Consider the following 16,324-nt stretch of genomic DNA (forward strand, 5'->3'; position numbering starts at 1 on the left):
AGACACATGACCCAAGTGACCAACATCCCCTACGAAGCCCTCGAAGTCGGCCAGACCGCCAGCTACAGCAAAACCGTGGAAGAACGCGACATCCAGTTGTTCGCCGCGATGTCCGGCGACCACAACCCAGTGCACCTCGACGCTGAGTTCGCCGCCGCCAGCATGTTCAAGGAACGCATCGCCCACGGGATGTTCAGTGGCGCACTGATCAGCGCCGCCGTCGCTTGCGAATTGCCTGGGCCGGGGACGATCTACATTGGCCAGCAAATGAGCTTCCAGAAGCCAGTGAAGATCGGCGACACCTTGACCGTGCGCCTGGAGATCCTCGAAAAACTGCCGAAATTCCGCGTGCGCATCGCGACCCGCGTGTTTAACCAGCGTGATGAACTGGTGGTGGATGGCGAAGCCGAGATTCTCGCACCGCGAAAGCAGCAGACCGTGACGTTGCCAACACTGCCGCCGATCAGTATTGGTTGAGCCAAGGGCTGGCGGCTTTTGATCTCGTGGCGAGGGAGCTTGCTCCCGCTGGAGGCCGTAGGACTCCCTCCTCCAGCCACATCCGTATCAGCTGAAGAAACAGGGGCCGCTGCGCAGCCCAGCGGGAGCAAGCTCCCTCGCCACAAAAGCAAAAACGAAGACCGAAGGACTCCCTTCCCGACCCACATCCGTAACAGTTGAAGAAACAGGGACCGCTTCGCAGCCCAGCAGGAGCAAGCGCCCTCGCCACAAAAACCTTTACAAACATTCGGCAAAAAAAAAACGCCAGTCAGACTGGCGTTTTTTAGTGTTGCTACGCGACCTTACGAACGAGCGCGAGCCTGGTTACGCAGGGCTTTGACTTGGTCGTGGTTGCGCTGCACGCCGTGGTACTGACGTTCAACCAGGTCACGAATACCCACGAGGTTGTGCTTGTTGATTTTCTCGATGGCTTCTTTGTAAGCCTTCAGCGCGTGGTCTTCACCGCGTTCGGCTTCGTTCAGCACAGCCTCTTCGTCTTTGCCGGTGAACATGGCTTTAACGTCGACCCAACGGCGGTGCAGGTCACCGCTGACGCTGGTGGAGGTTTCCGGATCGCCGCCCAATTTGCGAACTTCTGCTTGCAGTTCAGCAGCAGCAGTGGCGCAATCGGCCGAACGAGTCACAAACAGGGTTTTCAGCTCTGGGTGCTTGATGTCTTCAGCGCAAGTCTTGAACCCTTCCTGACCGTCTTTGCTGGTTTCAATCAGGTCGTTCAGTACAGAGATGGCTTCTTTATTCATGTCGGTCATTTTTCAATTCCTTGCGGGTTGATGAGAGATGCAAGGGATATTGCACCGTGCATGCCAGCTTTGAATTGAAGATTTATTTCTTGTATTTCAATGACTTACAAATATAGCCAAAATCTGTATCCGCTTTTTTTGCATGATCTGTCATTTGGCCTGCATGCAGAATGCCTGTATTTTCAAAGCCGTCTTAATCTCAACGACCCTGCGGCATGAATCCTGAAAAGCTCGAACTGCTGATTACCCGAGAAATGCCCTTTGGCAAATACAAAGGCCGGATCATTGCCGACCTGCCCGGTCCCTACCTGAACTGGTTCGCCCGTGAAGGGTTTCCGCACGGCGAACTGGGCGGCTTGCTGGCATTAATGCAGGAAATCGACCACAACGGCTTATCCGAGCTGCTCGACCCCCTGCGCGCCAAACACGGAAAACCCGCACCGCGTCACTGACGTCGGCGCCTCTTATGGATCGAGAACCCCATGCCTGATAACAACCGCCGAGCCAAAGATGAAGCGTTCTGGAAAACCTTCGCCGACCGCTACGATCGCCAACCCGGACCGATCAACCTGGAGAACGGATACTTCGGGCGCATGTCGCGCACCGTGGTCGAGGAGTATCAGCGCAATATCGAGTTGATCAACCGCAGCAACTCGGTGCACGTGCGCCAGCGCTTCGAACAGACCGACGGCCCGAAAATTCGCGCACAACTGGCGGCACTGCTGGATGTGCCCCCTGAAGCCGTGGCCTTCGCCCACAACGCCACGCACGCCCTGCAATCACTGATTCGCAACTACAACGCCTTGCAGCCGGGCGATCAGATCCTGATCAGCGACGTCGAGTACGACACGGTCAAGGGCGCCATGCGCTGGCTGGCGAAATACCGAGGCGTTGAACTGATCACTATCGAGCACCCTCACCCCGCCACGTTCGATAATCTGCTGGCCAGCTACCGCGATGCCTTCGAGCGTTACCCGCGCCTGAAGATGATGGCCCTGACCCACGTCACCCACCGTACCGGGCTGGTGATGCCAGTAGAGGCCGTCGCGCCACTGGCCAAGGCCCATGGCGTCGACATCATCCTCGACGGCGCCCACGCCTTGGGCCAACTTGAATTTGACCTGCAGGCGCTCGGCATCAGTTTCGCTGGTTACAACCTGCACAAATGGATCGGCTCACCGCTGACCCTGGGCTTTTTGTACATCGCGCCAGAGCGGCTGGCAGACATCGACCCGGACATGGCCGAGCCGTATTACCCACTCGACAACATCCTCGGTCGCATCCCCCACAGCACACCGAACATCCCCGCGCTGATGACCCTGCCGCTGGTATTCGAAGAACATCGCTCGCTCGGCGGCGCGGCGGCCAAGGGCGCGCGGCTCAATTACCTGCGCGACATGTGGGCCCGTCCCGCCCGTGACCTGCCCGGCATCGAGGTCATGACACCGGACGATCCACGCTTGTCCTGCGGCATCAGTGCCCTGCGCTTCACCCGGCATGCCGATCAACAGGCACTGGTCGAAAGGTTGCTCGCCGACTACAACCTGTTCACCGTCACCCGCAGTGGCTCGGCTTGCGGCACCTGCATTCGGATTACCCCGGGGTTGACCACCACCGCGGCCGAGATGCAGTTGCTGATCCGCGCCCTGACCGAGCTGAGCTGAACCGGGTCGCGACCGAGGGCTTCAGACGGTGTATTTGTCGAAGTCCTCGGGCTTGATCTGCGCCGACGCGGCCAGCGTGTCGACGGCAATCGTCATCTGTCCGAAAAACCCGTCTTCCCAAGTGTCACGACCGATGCTGTGCACCTTAAGCATCGACGCGGCACCGCGCATGCTGGCGTAGTAAGGGTCTTGCTCATTGTTCAGCGCCAACGCCTTGCGCCCGCCGTATTCCCGGGCGCTGAGCACCGAGCGCGACGCTACTTCGGGGAAGTACAGTTGGCCGACCCAGGCGACATGCCGCTCTTCAAGGTAATTGGTGCCTGAGACAATGCGCACAGCAATATGAATGTGCAGCGTGCGACCGGCATAGAAACCAGGGTAGATCGTGGTGAAACGTACAGTGCCCTTTTTGTCGGTGAACTGGCCGCCGCGCAGGTAGGTGTCGTCATCGGTGCGGGGAATGGCGCCGATATCGGAGGCGTCGACTTCCTCGTCCGGGTTGACCTTGCTCCAGCCCGAGTAGGCGCCGCGAGCATTGCAATGCCAGAGGTCCAGGGCATCGCGGATCGGGGTGCCCGTCATGGCGTCGACAATGTTCAGGCGCAGCAATAACGGCAGGCCATTGGCGCCTTCGCTGATGTTGCGGCGGATCAGGTTGGGATTGCGGAAATAAGGACCGGCGATTTGCTCAGGGGTCAGCAGAAAAGCGGGACCGGGGGCGGCGGGGGCAATGTAGTCGTTCATGTGCGGCTCTCTTCCATAAGATGAACTCAGGATGGGGGCTCGCCGACAGCGAAGTGCGGTAAATATTTATCGCTTCTGTAAGCAGATAAAAAAAAGGTGCGCCGACCAAGCGCACCGAAAAGCCGTAAAACACGCAACGGTGTAGGGTGAAAAAGCCTGAATCAGTCCAGCAGCGCCAAAGCCTCAGCGGTGCATTCCTGGATGCGCGCCCAGTCGCCGTTCTTGATCCACTCCGGATCGAGCATCCAGCTACCGCCCACGCACATCACGCTCTTCAGCGCCATGTAGCTCTTGATATTGGCCGGGCCAACGCCGCCGGTCGGGCAGAACTTCACTTCGCCGAACGGGCCGCCCAAGGCCTTGATGGCCGCAACACCGCCACTGACTTCCGCCGGGAACAGTTTGAAGCGGCGATAGCCCAGACCATAGCCTTCCATGATCCCGGAGGCGTTGCTGATACCCGGCAACAGCGGGATCGGGCTGTCGACGCTGGCTTCGAGCAGGTCGCGGGTGATGCCTGGGGTCACAATGAACTGCGAACCAGCCGCTTCGGCCGCCGCAAGCATGCTGCGATCAAGCACGGTACCCGCACCGGTGAGCAGCTCCGGACGTTGCTCGCGCAATATCTGGATGGCCTTGAGGCCGAACTGCGAGCGCAGGGTTACTTCCAGTGCCGTCAGACCGCCAGCGGCCAAGGCATCCGCCAGCGGCAGGACGTCTTGTTCGCGGGCAATGGTGATCACCGGCAGAATCCGCGCCTTGGCGCAGAGGCTGTCGATCAGGGCGACTTTCTCCGCCATGGAAACGGTCGGGCGTGGGGTTGTCATAGCGGCTGATCCTTGGCTCATGGGCACCAGTAAATCTCTAACGTGGGTTGCAGAAAGGCACGAACCGGCATCGCAGCAACATCGTCGCTGGCCAACGCGGTGTCCAGTGTGGTCAGTTTCGACTGACCGGAAATCGACAGAACGGTGTGCTTGGCCGACGCCAGCAGCGCACGGCTCATGGTCAGGCGCTGATGCGGCACGGTCGGCGCCAGCATTGGCCAGCAACGACGGGTGCCGTCGACGTCCAATGCTTCGGCCAGGTTCGGGCTGTTGGGGAACAGCGAAGCCGTGTGGCCGTCGTCGCCCATGCCCAGGACCAGAACGTCGATCACCGGCAACTCGGACAACAGCCGATCAGCCTGTTCCGCCGCTTGCTCCAGATTGGCCGCGGCGCTATACAGGCTGAGGAATTGCGCCTTGGCCGCCGGGCCCTGCAGCAGGTAGCGCTTGAGCAGACCGGCATTGCTGTCGGCATGTTCCACCGGCACCCAGCGCTCGTCGGCCAGGCTGACGACCACGTTGGACCAGTCCAGCGTTTGCTTGGCAAGGTGCTGAAAAAAAGCCACCGGACTGCGGCCACCGGACACCACCAGGGTGGCGGTGCCTTGCGTGTCGATTGCTTCACTCAGTTGCCGCGCCACCGACAACGCCAGGCCCTCGGCGAGCAGCACCGGGCTCTTGAACTCATGGGCGTTGACGCCCTGAGGCAGTTTCAAATCAGATATCGCCATACCACGACCTCCCATCCCGCGTGATCAGAGCAATGGAGCTCATGGGGCCCCAGGAGCCGGCCGCGTACGGCTTGGGCGCATCACCGGATTTTTTCCACCCGGCGATCAACTGGTCACACCACTTCCACGCGGCTTCGATTTCATCTTTACGGACAAACAGGTTCTGATTGCCGTTCATCACTTCCAGCAACAACCGCTCGTAGGCATCGGGGATCCGCGCGCTGCGATAGGTGTCGGAAAAATTCAGCTGCAACGGACCGCTGCGCAACTGCATGCCCTTGTCCAGGCCTTGTTCTTTGGTCATCACGCGCAAGGAAATGCCTTCATCCGGCTGCAGGCGAATAATCAGCTTGTTGCTGATCTGCAGACGCTGCTCGGGGGCGAAGATGTAGTGCGACGGTTCCTTGAAATGGATGACGATCTGCGACAGTTTCTGCGGCATGCGTTTACCGGTGCGCAGGTAAAACGGTACGCCGGCCCAGCGCCAGTTGCGGATGTCGGCACGCAGGGCGACGAAGGTTTCGGTGTCGCTCTGGGTGTTGGAGTTGGGCTCTTCCAGATAACCCGGCACCGATTTGCCTTCGCTGTGTCCGGCGATGTACTGGCCGCGCACCACTTGCGTGGTCAGACCTTCCGGGCTGATCGGTGCCAGGGCCTTGAGCACTTTGACCTTCTCGTCTCGGATGCTGTCGGCGGACAAGTCTGCCGGCGGGTCCATGGCGATCAGGCAGAGCAACTGCAGCAAGTGGTTCTGGATCATGTCGCGCAACTGGCCGGCCTTGTCGAAGTAACCCCAACGGCCTTCGATGCCGACCTTCTCGGCCACGGTGATTTCCACGTGGGAGATGTAATTCTGGTTCCACTGGGTTTCGAACAGGCTGTTGGCGAACCGCAGGGCGATCAGGTTCTGAACGGTTTCTTTGCCCAAATAGTGGTCGATGCGATAAGTGCGATTTTCCGGGAAGAACTGCGCCACCGCGTCGTTGACCTTGCGCGAAGATTCCAGGTCGGAGCCAATGGGTTTTTCCAGGACCACGCGAGTGTTTTCGGTCAGGCCAACTTTCGACAGGTTCTCGCAAATCGCGCCGTACACAGCGGCCGGCGTGGCGAAGTACGCGATCACCTGCTGCGCGGTGCCGGCCTGTTCGGCCAGGGCCACGTAGTCTTCCGACTTGAGGAAATCGACGTGCAAATAGCTCAGGCGTGCGAGGAAACGTTCGAGCAGTGCCTCGTCGAGGTCTTTGGCGCCGACGTAGCGCCGCAGTTCGTCGGCGATGAACGCCAAGTGCTGTTGCTCGCTGCCCGGTTCGCGGGCCAGCGCCAGAATTCGCGTGTCATCGTGCAGAAGTCCGGCGCCGTCCAGTTGGTACAAGGCAGGAAACAGCTTGCGCAGGGCCAGATCGCCCAGCGCGCCGAACAAGGCAAAGGTGCACGGTTCAACCGTAATCGAAGGCATGATGTTGGTTCTTTTATCAAGTTAAGCTACAAATACCTTTTTTCAAGGCATCGCTCAAGGAAAAATGTAGTAATAACCACAACATTTTCCCAATATACACATTCCGGGTGGTGGTCAATCGGAGCCATCAGTAGGATAGGCCACCGTCGCGGGCCCGATCAAAGGCCCAATTTGCATAGTCGACCGCTTATTTGCATAGCTCTGTGTGCATAGCCCTGCTGACATTGCCGAGCTACTTTCCCGAGCCAAGGAACCCCATATGGACCGCGTGCGCAATTTACTGGAACAGATCCAGAGCCGCCTTGAAGAACTGAACAAGGCCGAACGCAAAGTGGCCGAAGTGATTCTGCTCAATCCGCAGCAGGCCACGCGCTTCAGCATCGCTGCCCTGGCTCAGGCTGCGTCAGTCAGCGAGCCGACGGTCAACCGCTTCTGCCGTTCGTTCGGCGTCAGCGGTTATCCGGAGCTCAAGCTGCAACTGGCGCAAAGCCTGGCCAGCGGCGCGGCCTATGTCAGCCGAGCAGTGGAGGCCGACGATAACCCGGAAGCCTACACGCGGAAGATCTTCGGCAGCGCCATTGCCTCGCTGGACAGTGCTTGCCAGGCCCTGGACCCGAACCTGATCAGCCGCGCCGTCGACTTGCTGATCCAGGCGCGGCAGATCCACTTTTTCGGCCTCGGCGCCTCGGCCCCGGTGGCGCTGGATGCGCAGCACAAGTTCTTCCGCTTCAACCTGGCCGTTACCGCGCATGCCGATGTGTTGATGCAGCGGATGATTGCCTCGGTGGCACACACCGGTGAGCTGTTCGTGATTATTTCCTACACCGGGCGCACCCGTGAGCTGGTGGAAGTGGCGCGCATCGCCCGGGAGAACGGTGCCTCGGTGCTGGGCCTGACCGCCGAGGGTTCGCCGCTGGCGAAGGCCAGTACCTTGAGCCTGAACATTCCGCTGCCGGAAGACACCGATATTTATATGCCGATGACCTCGCGGATCATCCAGTTGACCGTGCTCGACGTACTCGCCACCGGCATGACCCTGCGCCGCGGGGTGGATTTCCAACCGCATTTGCGCAAGATCAAAGAGAGCCTGAACGCCAGCCGGTATCCGGTGGGGGATGAGTTCAACTGATTCAAGATCCTGATTGCCTGATCGGGCCTCATCGCTGGCAAGTCGAATCGTCGCACCGCACCTCCCACAGTGATCGCCAGTGTTCATGGCAAGTCATTCCACCAGTGAACCTGTGGGTGCTGCGGTGCGACCATTCGAGTTGCCAGCGATGGGGCCATTGTTTACACCGAGAATCTAGGCAGCCGCCCACGCCTGCAAACTCAAATGCGCCCTCTCCCCCGGCGCCAGGTGCAGACTGTCAGTGCCACCGCTGGCCGCTTCGACACAGACAAACGCGCAAACCTCATCCCAACTCACGCCCAGTAGCGGCCGCGAACCTGGATGCCAGACCACGGTGTCGGCCTGATCGCCGGTGTCGATGCACAACTCGCGCTGCCAGGCGTGATCCTTGAGCTGCAATTCACCGTCGTGCTGGAACACCCGCTGACAGCCACCTTCGACCCGCAACTCGCCTTCCTGCTGACAAACCTGGCGACTCAACTGGTCATAACCTTGCGCGCCGTCGAGTCCAGACAGCGCTACCTCGCCGACGTCGCCGATACGCCAGTAAGCGTGCAATGCCTGGCTCAATTGGCACGGCATGTCGTCTTGGTGCTCAGTGCTCAGGTGCAATTCCATGCGTTCGCCAAGGTGCGCGTGCAGGTCGACCTGCCAGTCGCACAACTGTAAACGCCAATGCAGGCGCACACCGTCGTCATCGCTGCAGCTATCGAGCAATTTCCAGTCGATCAACCGCGCCCAACCATGGGACGGCCACGCGTTTTCGCTGGGATGACGGCCATACCACGGCCAGCACACCGGCACGCCGCCGCGAATCGCGCCGACCTGCGGCCACTTCGCCGCGCACCACAACCAAGGCTTCTGCCCCGCAGGCTGAAAGTGCAGCAATTGCGCGCCCTGGCGACTGAACACCGCCTGACACAGCGGATGATCGATCACCAACACATCGCGCAATTGATAGCGCTCCCAGGCGAACACTGGACGTTCGCGCAGGGATTTGAAGAAGCGTTGCAGCGGTTGCTCATGCATGTGAAGCAGTCCCGAAAATCATCTGCCTACCCGTACCCTACAAAAAAAAGCGGACAGCCTTGGCCGTCCGCAAATATGCGCACATAGAGAGGAGCTTATCGCAGACGCCTTAGAACACCGACTGAATTTTCAGACCGGCCACGAGGGCGTTGTCGACATCATCAACACCACCTGGGTGAGTGATGTATTGCAGGTTAGGACGCACGGTCAGCCAGTTGGTAACGTGAATCCCGTAGTTGAGCTCGTAGTTGTATTCGGTGTTGCGCAACGGCGAGAACAGCGGATCTTCGTAGTTGGTTACACCGTTGGCGGCGTTGATCAACTCGGAGTTCTTCTTCACGTCATCGTTGACATGGATACGCGCGGCGCCGATGCCGATGTCGTCTTTCGGACGGGCATCGAACGGACCTTTGTACACAAACATCAGCGACTGATAGTTGTCGACGAAGTTGGTGTCCTTGTCGTGGAAGGTGGCGTTGGCGGCGATGTTCAGACCACGGGACGCATCACCGTTGTGGGTGGTGAGTTGCTGTTGCGCGACGAACCAATAGCCGGATTTGCTGCTATGGCTGCGGTACGAATTGCCCGTGGTGGCGGCATCGTTGCCGTTGTCGTCTTCGCGGACGTCGTCAGCCTTGGCCGTGCTCTTGTAGTAACCGACACGGTATTCGCCCGGCAGATTGCCAGGGTTCGGCAGCCAGACCAGTTCGACTGGCAACACGGTGCCTTTGGTGCCGCTGCCGCTGAGCTTGAAGCCGTTGCCGTGCTCGAGCTGCGACGGGTTCTGGTTGTACGCACCGATCTGCGCGTAGAACTCAGGCGAGATGTTGTACTTCACGCGGATCGCCGCCTGGCTGACTGGCCAGTTGTACCAGATGCCGGTCGCCCAGTTACCCGCCTGGGAACCGCAAAACGCCAGGTTCTGGAACTCGCAAGGGAAGCTGTTGAAGTCTTCGCCTTCGCCGAAGTAACCGGCCTTGACGTCCAGTTTGCCGTCGAGGAACTGGTGCTTGATCCACAGTTGGGTCAGACGCACCATGTGGCCACGGCCGTAGACTTCCTGCGAGGAACTCAAGGTGCCGGCACGCGGGTCGCCCACGCGGTCGTTGGAGATGTTCTGACCATTACGATTGGTCAGCTGGATCTTGGCCTGGGTGTTATCCCAGCCCAACAGTTTTTGCAGATCGAGTGCCGCGCCGAGGCCGAACTGATCGGAGTAACGCGCAGTCTTGTCGTCGTTGAAGCCGCCGTTCAAGTTACCGCCTACTTCACCGACATAGTCCATCTTGATGTCGATGCCTTGTTCGATCAGCTTCGTCCGCTCGCCACCCCAATCCCCGGTCATCCACTCGGAATCGGTGCTGAACGCGTCAGCGGCGTGAACGCTACCGGCCATTGTCAGCACCGCAATCGCTGACAATTGGCAGATAAGCTGAGCGTTGTTGTTCTTCTTCATCCCTACATCCTCTTTTATTGTTATTTACTTGTTTTTATCTAACGCGGTTACATCAAGTGCAGCGGACAACAGGCCATCCACCGCTTGCTCTACTGCGGGAGAGAGCCTGATCGCGAAAGCGGTATGTCAGCCCCATCAATGATGGAAGGCACCGCGCATTCGCGAGCAGGCTCGCTCCCACTGGTTCTTCAGCGCCCTTTGAACTGCGCGACATTCGCCGACAACGCCTCGGTTTTTGCCACGGCCGGCGCCCCCAGACGCTCGCCGGTCTTGGCGTCGAACAGCAGCACTTTGGCCGGATCGAATTGCAGGGTCAGGGTCTCGCCCACTTGCGGCGCGACGTCCGGCGCCAGGCGGCAGCAGACCTTGGTGTCGTTCAACTGGACGAACACCAGGGTGTCCGGGCCGGTCGGCTCGGTGACCTGGACTTCGGCGCGAATGGTCGGCAAACCATTGGGCTCGCCGGCCGCCAGGACGATTTGCTCCGGGCGCAGCCCGAGGATCACTTCGCGGTCTTCGAGGCCGGCGTCCTGCATACCCATCGGCAATTCACAACGGGCCTGGCCGCTGTCGAGCAGCGCCAGCAAACGGCCGTCCTTGCGTTGCAGGCGCAGCGGAATGAAATTCATCGGCGGCGAGCCGATGAAGCTGGCCACGAACAGGTTTGCCGGGTTGTTGTAGATCTCTTTCGGCGTACCGAACTGCTGGATAATGCCGTCCTTCATCACCGCCACTTTGTCGCCCAGGGTCATGGCTTCGATCTGGTCGTGGGTCACGTAGACCGTGGTGGTTTTCAGGCGCTGGTGCATCAGTTTCATTTCGGTGCGCATCTCGACCCGCAGCTTGGCGTCGAGGTTGGACAGCGGTTCGTCGAACAGGTAAATCTTTGGCCGCCGCGCCAGGGCCCGGCCCATCGCCACACGCTGTTGCTGGCCACCGGAGAGCTGGCCCGGTTTGCGGTTGAGCAAGTGTTCGATTTGCAGCAGCTTGGCGACGCGATTGACTTCCTCGTCGATGTCCACCTGCTTCATCTTGCGAATTTTCAGACCGAATTCGATGTTCTCGCGCACGCTCATGGTCGGGTACAGCGCGTAGGACTGGAACACCATGGCGATGTCGCGATCTTTCGGGCTCATGCCACTGACGTCCTGGTCGCCGATCATGATCGCGCCGCCGGTGATGGTTTCCAGGCCGGCAATGCAGTTCATCAGGGTCGATTTGCCGCAACCCGAAGGGCCGACCAGGATCAGGAACTCACCGTCCTTGATCGACAGTTCGATGTTCTTCAGGGTGTCCGGCAGGCCGGCGCCATAAGTCTTGTTTACGTTGCGAAGTTCGAGCGTTGCCATGATTACCCCTTGACTGCGCCGGCCGTCAGCCCGCGCACGAAATACTTGCCTGCGACCACATAGACCAGCAGGGTCGGCAGCCCGGCGATCATCGCCGCCGCCATGTCCACGTTGTATTCCTTGGCCCCGGTGCTGGTGTTGACCAGGTTGTTGAGGGCCACGGTGATCGGTTGCGAATCGCCGCTGGAGAACACCACGCCAAACAGGAAGTCGTTCCAGATCTGGGTGAATTGCCAGATCAGGCAAACCATGATGATCGGCGTCGACATCGGCAGGATGATCAGCCGGAAAATCGTGAAGAACCCCGCGCCATCCAGGCGTGCCGCTTTCACCAGCGCATCGGGAATGCTCACGTAGTAGTTACGGAAAAACAGCGTGGTGAACGCCAGGCCGTAGACCACGTGGATGAACACCAGGCCGGTGGTGGTGCTGGCCAGGCCCATTTTACCGAGGGTGAACGAGGCTGGCAGGAGCACAGTCTGGAACGGCAGGAAGCAGCCGAACAGCAACAGGCCGAAGAACAATTGCGAGCCGCGGAAGCGCCACATCGACAACACGTAGCCGTTCAACGCGCCGATGGCGGTCGAGATCAGCACCGCCGGCACGGTGATCTTGATCGAGTTCCAGAAGTAGCCATCAACCGTGGCCCAGGCTTTGACCCAGCCGATACCGCTGACCACGGTCGGCCAGCTCAGCAGGTTGCCGGAGTTGATGTCTTCCGGGGTCTTGAAGCTGGTCAGCAGCATGACCACCAGCGGAATCAGGTACAGGAACACCGCGAAAATCAGCACCGCGTAGATCGCGATGCGACTCAAGCTGAAGGCCGGTTTGGCCGCAAAACTAGTCATGACGCTTGGTCCTCAGCTCGGAATACAGGTAAGGCACGATGATTGCGAGAATCGCACCGAGCATCAGGATTGCACTGGCCGAACCCATGCCCATCTGGCCGCGACTGAAGGTGAAGGAGTACATGAACATCGCTGGCAAGTCGGACGAATAACCCGGACCACCGGCCGTCATGGCCGCCACCAGGTCGAAACTCTTGATCGCGATGTGCGCCAGGATCATCACGGCACTAAAGAACACCGGACGCAGGCTTGGCAGCACCACTTTGAGGTAGATGCGCGGCATGCTCGCGCCATCGATCTGCGCGGCGCGGATGATCGATTGATCGACACCGCGCAGGCCGGCGAGGAACATCGCCATGATAAAGCCCGAGGCTTGCCATACGGCGGCGATCACCAGGCAGTACACCACGCGATCCGGGTCGATCAGCCAGTCCAGGCGGAAGCCTTCCCAACCCCAGTCACGCAACAATTTGTCCAGGCCCATGCCTGGGTTGAGCAGCCATTTCCACGCGGTACCGGTGACGATCATCGAGAGCGCCATCGGGTACAGGTAAATGGTGCGGATAAAGCCTTCACGACGAATACGCTGGTCGAGGAACACCGCCAGCAGCACGCCGATGACCAGGGTGATGCCGATGAACATGCCGCCGAACACGGCCAGGTTCTTGCTCGCTACCCACCAACGATCGTTGTCGAACAGCCGCTGGTACTGCGCCAGGCCGGCCCACTTGTAAGTTGGCAGGAACGTCGAGCTGGTGAACGACAGGACGAACGTCCACAGGATGTAGCCATAGAAGCCCACCAGGACGATGAACATGCTCGGCGCCAGCACCAGTTTCGGGAGCCAGCGCTGCAGTGCATCAAACGGCGAGGCTTTGCTGAACACAGCAACAGAACTCATGGGGAAATCCAGTACGAGGAAATAAAACTACAGTGACATCCCCTGTGGGAGCGGGCTTGCTCGCGAAAGCGGTGGGTCAGGCGATACATGCATCAACTGACACGACGCCTTCGCGAGCAAGCCCGCTCCCACGGGGAGGGACCTGCGTTACTGATGACTACTTGGCAGACTTGATCGCAGCACCGAGTTGCTTGGCGGTGGTGGCTGGGTCGGCTTTCGGGTCATTGATGTAGTTAGTGATCACATCAAAGAACGCGCCTTGTACCGCCAACGTGGTCGCCATGTTGTGCGCCATGCTCGGCTGCAGGCCGCCGGACTTGGCGTCCGCCAGGAAGTCCTTGGCCGCGGTCTGGGCGCAGGAATCGAAACCGTACTTGCCCATGTCGCTGAGCATGTCGTTGCGAACCGGGATCGAGCCTTTGTTGATGCTGAAGACTTTCTGGAAGTTCTCGCCCAGCACCACTTTGGCGATGTCTTGCTGACCGGCCGCGGTGCCTTCGTCTTTCTGCTTGAACACAGCCAGCGAGTCGATGTTGTAGGTGAACGCCTTGTCGGTGCCCGGGAACGCTACGCACTGGTAGTCCTTGCCGGCGACTTTCTTGGCGGCGGTCCATTCACTCTTGGCCCAGTCACCCATGATCTGCATGCCGGCCTTGCCGTTGATGACTTTGGCCGCTTCCAGGTTCCAGTCCTGGCCCTTGCCGTCGGCGTCCATGTAGGTCGCGACTTTCTTCAACTCGGTCAGCGACTTGACCATTTCCGGACCGGTCAGCGCGCCGTTGTCCAGGTCGACCAGGGCTTTCTTGTAACCGTCGGCCCCCATGACCGAGAGCACCACGGCTTCGAACACGGTGCTGTCCTGCCACGGCTGGCCGCCGTGGGCGAGCGGGATGAAACCGGCGGCTTTCAGCTTGTCGCCGGCGGCATAGAATTCTTCGAGGGTGGTCGGGGCTTTTTCGATGCCGGCCTTCTTGAAGACTTCCGGGTTGATCCACAGCCAGTTCACACGGTGGATGTTCACCGGCACGGCCACGTAATCACCGTCGTACTTCACGGTATCGGAGACTTTCTTGTCGAGCAGGCTGTCCCACTTCTCTTGCTTGGCCACGTCCTTCAGGACGTCGGTGTCGAGCAAACCGGTGGACGCCCATTCCTGAATATCGGGGCCTTTGATCTGCGCGACGCCTGGCGGATTACCGGCCACGGCACGGCTTTTCAGTACAGTCATTGCAGTGGAACCGCCACCGCCGGCGACAGCGCCATCCTTCCAGGTAAACCCGTCTTTTTCGACTTGGGCCTTCAGGACATCGACCGCTGCCTTTTCGCCACCCGACGTCCACCAGTGCACGACTTCGACCGTGCCTTTGGCATCGGCGGCAATCGCGCTGACAGGGAACACACCGAGAGGGAACAGGGAGGCAAGAGAAATGACAGTAGCGAGGCGAGAAATCGCATTCATCTGAGAATTACCTTTCTTGTTGTTATGCATGCAAGTCTGGTGCTTGCGCTGCAAACGAGTTTAAACAGGGTCGTTCGTACCGCAGGTAACGAAGCGACGGCGAAATGTCACGACATGGTTACATAAGCAGCGAACCTGACGTCTGCGCCAACGCCGTCGCCATGCTCGGTGCCAAGGGCAGACGCGGGATCAGCACCGCTTGCCAGGCGTGATAGAGGTCGGGCTTACCGGCCCAAATGTCGGCGCTTGGACGGTTTTGCGGGTCGAGTTCGTGGTGCCAGCTACCGTCGCAACGGTCGATGAAGTGCTGCTCGCAGAACTCCCAGAAACAGCGGTACCAGGTTTCGTATTGCGCTTGCCCGGTGCGCTGGATCAGGGCGCTGGCGGCGGCGCTGGCCTCGCAGTGAGTCCAGTGCAGACGGTGGCGCACCACGGCACGATTATCCCAGTCGAGGGTGTAGACGATGCCGGGGGCGCCATCGATGTTCCAGCCGTGCAGGCAGTTCTGGTCGAACAGCTTTTGCGCATCGGTGGCCAGCCAGCCCGGCGTCAACAGCCCAGCCTGGACCCGTGCTTCTTCGAGGTGCAGCAGCAACCGCGCCCACTCGAAACCATGGCCCGGGGTAGTGCCGTAAGGGCGGAAACCGTCGGCCGGGTTGTCGTGGTTGTACTCGCGCAAGGGCTGCCAGTCGCGGTCGAAATGCTCGACCACCAAGTAGTCATTGGCGGCGGCGTGCTGATGGATCACCCGCTCGACGATGCGTTGCGCGCGGTTCAACCAGCGTAGGTCACCGGTGACATCGGCCAGGGCGAGGAAGGCTTCGGTGCCGTGCATGTTGCTGTTGGCGCCGCGATAGGCCTCTTCGTTGCTCCAGTCGCGGGCAAAGGATTCGCGCAGGGCGCCCTCCTCCTCGCTCCAGAAATAGGTGTCGATGATGTGGATCGCGTCATTGAGCAAGGCTTGCGCACCCGGCCGTTGCGCCACCACCGCCGAACTCGCGGCCAAGGCCACGAAGGCGTGCAGGTAAGCCGCTTTGCCGGTATTGCCATCCCGCGCTTCGGCACTGGCGAACCAACCACCGTGCAGCGCGTCGCGCAAGGGGCCGGCGAGGCTGCGCACGCCGTGATCGACCAGCTCGGCGTATCCCGGCAGACCCTGGATATGGGCCATGGCGAAGCTGTGGGTCATGCGCGCGGTGTTCATGGTTTCGGCTTGAGCGTCGGCGGGCAACTGACCGCGCTCATCAAGGTTGCCGAAGCCTTCAGGGAGTTTCGAAGCCTTGGCAAACCCCAGCAGGCGCAGGCCTTCGCTGGCCAGCCATTGCTGATGGGCAGGGGCTTCCAGCCAGGAGCCGGGAGCAGAAGATAAGGTGTCCATGAAAGGCCTTTTTGTTGTTAGGACTGCGGGCAGTCTAAACAACGGGCGACGGCGGGCTTGTAACGAAGGGGGCAGGTTTTGTCACCAGCTTGTG

General features: G+C 60.0%; 16 protein-coding genes. 4 read left to right on the forward strand and 12 right to left on the reverse strand.

Annotation, left to right across the window (positions count from 1 at the left end; translation table 11 throughout):
• The first annotated feature begins 6 nt into the window (after positions 1-6).
• Positions 7-477 carry a MaoC family dehydratase gene (locus RG836_RS18905; RefSeq protein WP_093099066.1) on the forward strand — a complete coding sequence of 157 codons (471 nt, stop codon included), beginning with the start codon at positions 7-9 and terminating at the stop codon, positions 475-477.
• A 323-nt stretch (positions 478-800) separates the two neighbouring features.
• Here RG836_RS18905 and RG836_RS18910 read toward each other — a convergent pair whose 3' ends face one another.
• Positions 801-1,268, reverse strand: coding sequence for a ferritin-like domain-containing protein (locus RG836_RS18910; protein WP_310848366.1), 468 nt, complete (start codon positions 1,266-1,268; stop codon positions 801-803).
• Between the two features lie 206 nt (positions 1,269-1,474).
• Between RG836_RS18910 and RG836_RS18915 the strand changes: the two genes are divergently transcribed.
• On the forward strand, positions 1,475-1,711 hold the full coding sequence (locus RG836_RS18915; RefSeq protein ID WP_099585436.1) for a DUF3820 family protein: 237 nt from the start codon (positions 1,475-1,477) through the stop codon (positions 1,709-1,711).
• 30 nt (positions 1,712-1,741) lie between these two features.
• Positions 1,742-2,923, forward strand: a complete 1,182-nt coding sequence (locus tag RG836_RS18920; protein WP_310848369.1) for an aminotransferase class V-fold PLP-dependent enzyme — start codon at positions 1,742-1,744, stop codon at positions 2,921-2,923.
• Between the two features lie 21 nt (positions 2,924-2,944).
• On the opposite strand, the gene RG836_RS18925 is transcribed toward RG836_RS18920, so the two are convergent.
• From RG836_RS18925 to zwf, 4 genes are all read right to left on the reverse strand, one after another.
• Positions 2,945-3,667 (reverse strand): intradiol ring-cleavage dioxygenase, encoded by a 723-nt coding sequence (locus tag RG836_RS18925; protein ID WP_310848371.1) that lies wholly within the window; start codon positions 3,665-3,667, stop codon positions 2,945-2,947.
• A 161-nt stretch (positions 3,668-3,828) separates the two neighbouring features.
• Entirely contained in the window at positions 3,829-4,494 is a 666-nt protein-coding gene (locus RG836_RS18930) for a bifunctional 4-hydroxy-2-oxoglutarate aldolase/2-dehydro-3-deoxy-phosphogluconate aldolase (RefSeq protein ID WP_310848373.1), read from the reverse strand.
• Positions 4,495-4,511: 17 nt separating this feature from the next.
• Positions 4,512-5,225 (reverse strand): 6-phosphogluconolactonase, encoded by a 714-nt coding sequence (pgl, locus tag RG836_RS18935; RefSeq protein ID WP_310848375.1) that lies wholly within the window; start codon positions 5,223-5,225, stop codon positions 4,512-4,514.
• Complete coding sequence (gene zwf / locus RG836_RS18940) at positions 5,212-6,681, reverse strand: glucose-6-phosphate dehydrogenase (RefSeq protein WP_310848377.1); 1,470 nt, start codon at positions 6,679-6,681, stop codon at positions 5,212-5,214. Before zwf ends, pgl begins: the two co-directional genes overlap by 14 nt.
• 268 nt (positions 6,682-6,949) lie before the next feature.
• Here zwf and RG836_RS18945 point away from each other — a divergent pair, with 268 nt between their 5' ends.
• Positions 6,950-7,810 carry a MurR/RpiR family transcriptional regulator gene (locus RG836_RS18945; protein WP_310848475.1) on the forward strand — a complete coding sequence of 287 codons (861 nt, stop codon included), beginning with the start codon at positions 6,950-6,952 and terminating at the stop codon, positions 7,808-7,810.
• A 174-nt stretch (positions 7,811-7,984) separates the two neighbouring features.
• Here RG836_RS18945 and RG836_RS18950 read toward each other — a convergent pair whose 3' ends face one another.
• The 7 genes from RG836_RS18950 to RG836_RS18980 form a co-directional block, all read right to left on the reverse strand.
• Entirely contained in the window at positions 7,985-8,839 is an 855-nt protein-coding gene (locus RG836_RS18950) for a D-hexose-6-phosphate mutarotase (RefSeq protein ID WP_310848379.1), read from the reverse strand.
• Between the two features lie 109 nt (positions 8,840-8,948).
• The gene (locus RG836_RS18955; protein ID WP_310848381.1) at positions 8,949-10,295 is read right to left on the reverse strand and encodes a carbohydrate porin; all 1,347 of its coding nucleotides are present in this window, start codon (positions 10,293-10,295) and stop codon (positions 8,949-8,951) included.
• Between the two features lie 188 nt (positions 10,296-10,483).
• A complete protein-coding gene (locus RG836_RS18960; protein WP_310848383.1) occupies positions 10,484-11,644 on the reverse strand; it encodes an ABC transporter ATP-binding protein in 1,161 nt (386 codons plus the stop codon).
• Positions 11,645-11,646: 2 nt separating this feature from the next.
• Positions 11,647-12,492: a carbohydrate ABC transporter permease gene (locus tag RG836_RS18965; protein ID WP_310848385.1), complete on the reverse strand. Its 846-nt coding sequence runs from the start codon at positions 12,490-12,492 to the stop codon at positions 11,647-11,649.
• Entirely contained in the window at positions 12,485-13,393 is a 909-nt protein-coding gene (locus RG836_RS18970) for a carbohydrate ABC transporter permease (protein WP_017340433.1), read from the reverse strand. Before RG836_RS18970 ends, RG836_RS18965 begins: the two co-directional genes overlap by 8 nt.
• Positions 13,394-13,550: 157 nt before the next feature.
• Entirely contained in the window at positions 13,551-14,852 is a 1,302-nt protein-coding gene (locus RG836_RS18975) for an ABC transporter substrate-binding protein (RefSeq protein ID WP_310848388.1), read from the reverse strand.
• Positions 14,853-14,970: 118 nt separating this feature from the next.
• The gene (locus RG836_RS18980; protein ID WP_310848389.1) at positions 14,971-16,230 is read right to left on the reverse strand and encodes a D-mannose isomerase; all 1,260 of its coding nucleotides are present in this window, start codon (positions 16,228-16,230) and stop codon (positions 14,971-14,973) included.
• Between the last annotated feature and the right edge of the window lie 94 nt (positions 16,231-16,324).

Origin of the sequence: Pseudomonas rhizozeae (assembly GCF_031583775.1) — a bacterium.
Classification (GTDB): domain Bacteria; phylum Pseudomonadota; class Gammaproteobacteria; order Pseudomonadales; family Pseudomonadaceae; genus Aquipseudomonas.

Excerpts from the sequence above, each read along its gene's own strand:
- RG836_RS18905 (WP_093099066.1), top strand. The coding sequence starts at position 7 with ATGACCCAAGTGACCAACATCCCCTACGAAGCCCTCGAAGTCGGCCAG.
- RG836_RS18910 (WP_310848366.1), bottom strand. The coding sequence starts at position 1,268 with ATGACCGACATGAATAAAGAAGCCATCTCTGTACTGAACGACCTGATT.
- RG836_RS18915 (WP_099585436.1), top strand. The coding sequence starts at position 1,475 with ATGAATCCTGAAAAGCTCGAACTGCTGATTACCCGAGAAATGCCCTTT.
- RG836_RS18920 (WP_310848369.1), top strand. The coding sequence starts at position 1,742 with ATGCCTGATAACAACCGCCGAGCCAAAGATGAAGCGTTCTGGAAAACC.
- RG836_RS18925 (WP_310848371.1), bottom strand. The coding sequence starts at position 3,667 with ATGAACGACTACATTGCCCCCGCCGCCCCCGGTCCCGCTTTTCTGCTG.
- RG836_RS18930 (WP_310848373.1), bottom strand. The coding sequence starts at position 4,494 with ATGACAACCCCACGCCCGACCGTTTCCATGGCGGAGAAAGTCGCCCTG.
- pgl (WP_310848375.1), bottom strand. The coding sequence starts at position 5,225 with ATGGCGATATCTGATTTGAAACTGCCTCAGGGCGTCAACGCCCATGAG.
- zwf (WP_310848377.1), bottom strand. The coding sequence starts at position 6,681 with ATGCCTTCGATTACGGTTGAACCGTGCACCTTTGCCTTGTTCGGCGCG.
- RG836_RS18950 (WP_310848379.1), bottom strand. The coding sequence starts at position 8,839 with ATGCATGAGCAACCGCTGCAACGCTTCTTCAAATCCCTGCGCGAACGT.
- RG836_RS18955 (WP_310848381.1), bottom strand. The coding sequence starts at position 10,295 with ATGAAGAAGAACAACAACGCTCAGCTTATCTGCCAATTGTCAGCGATT.
- RG836_RS18960 (WP_310848383.1), bottom strand. The coding sequence starts at position 11,644 with ATGGCAACGCTCGAACTTCGCAACGTAAACAAGACTTATGGCGCCGGC.
- RG836_RS18965 (WP_310848385.1), bottom strand. The coding sequence starts at position 12,492 with ATGACTAGTTTTGCGGCCAAACCGGCCTTCAGCTTGAGTCGCATCGCG.
- RG836_RS18970 (WP_017340433.1), bottom strand. The coding sequence starts at position 13,393 with ATGAGTTCTGTTGCTGTGTTCAGCAAAGCCTCGCCGTTTGATGCACTG.
- RG836_RS18975 (WP_310848388.1), bottom strand. The coding sequence starts at position 14,852 with ATGAATGCGATTTCTCGCCTCGCTACTGTCATTTCTCTTGCCTCCCTG.
- RG836_RS18980 (WP_310848389.1), bottom strand. The coding sequence starts at position 16,230 with ATGGACACCTTATCTTCTGCTCCCGGCTCCTGGCTGGAAGCCCCTGCC.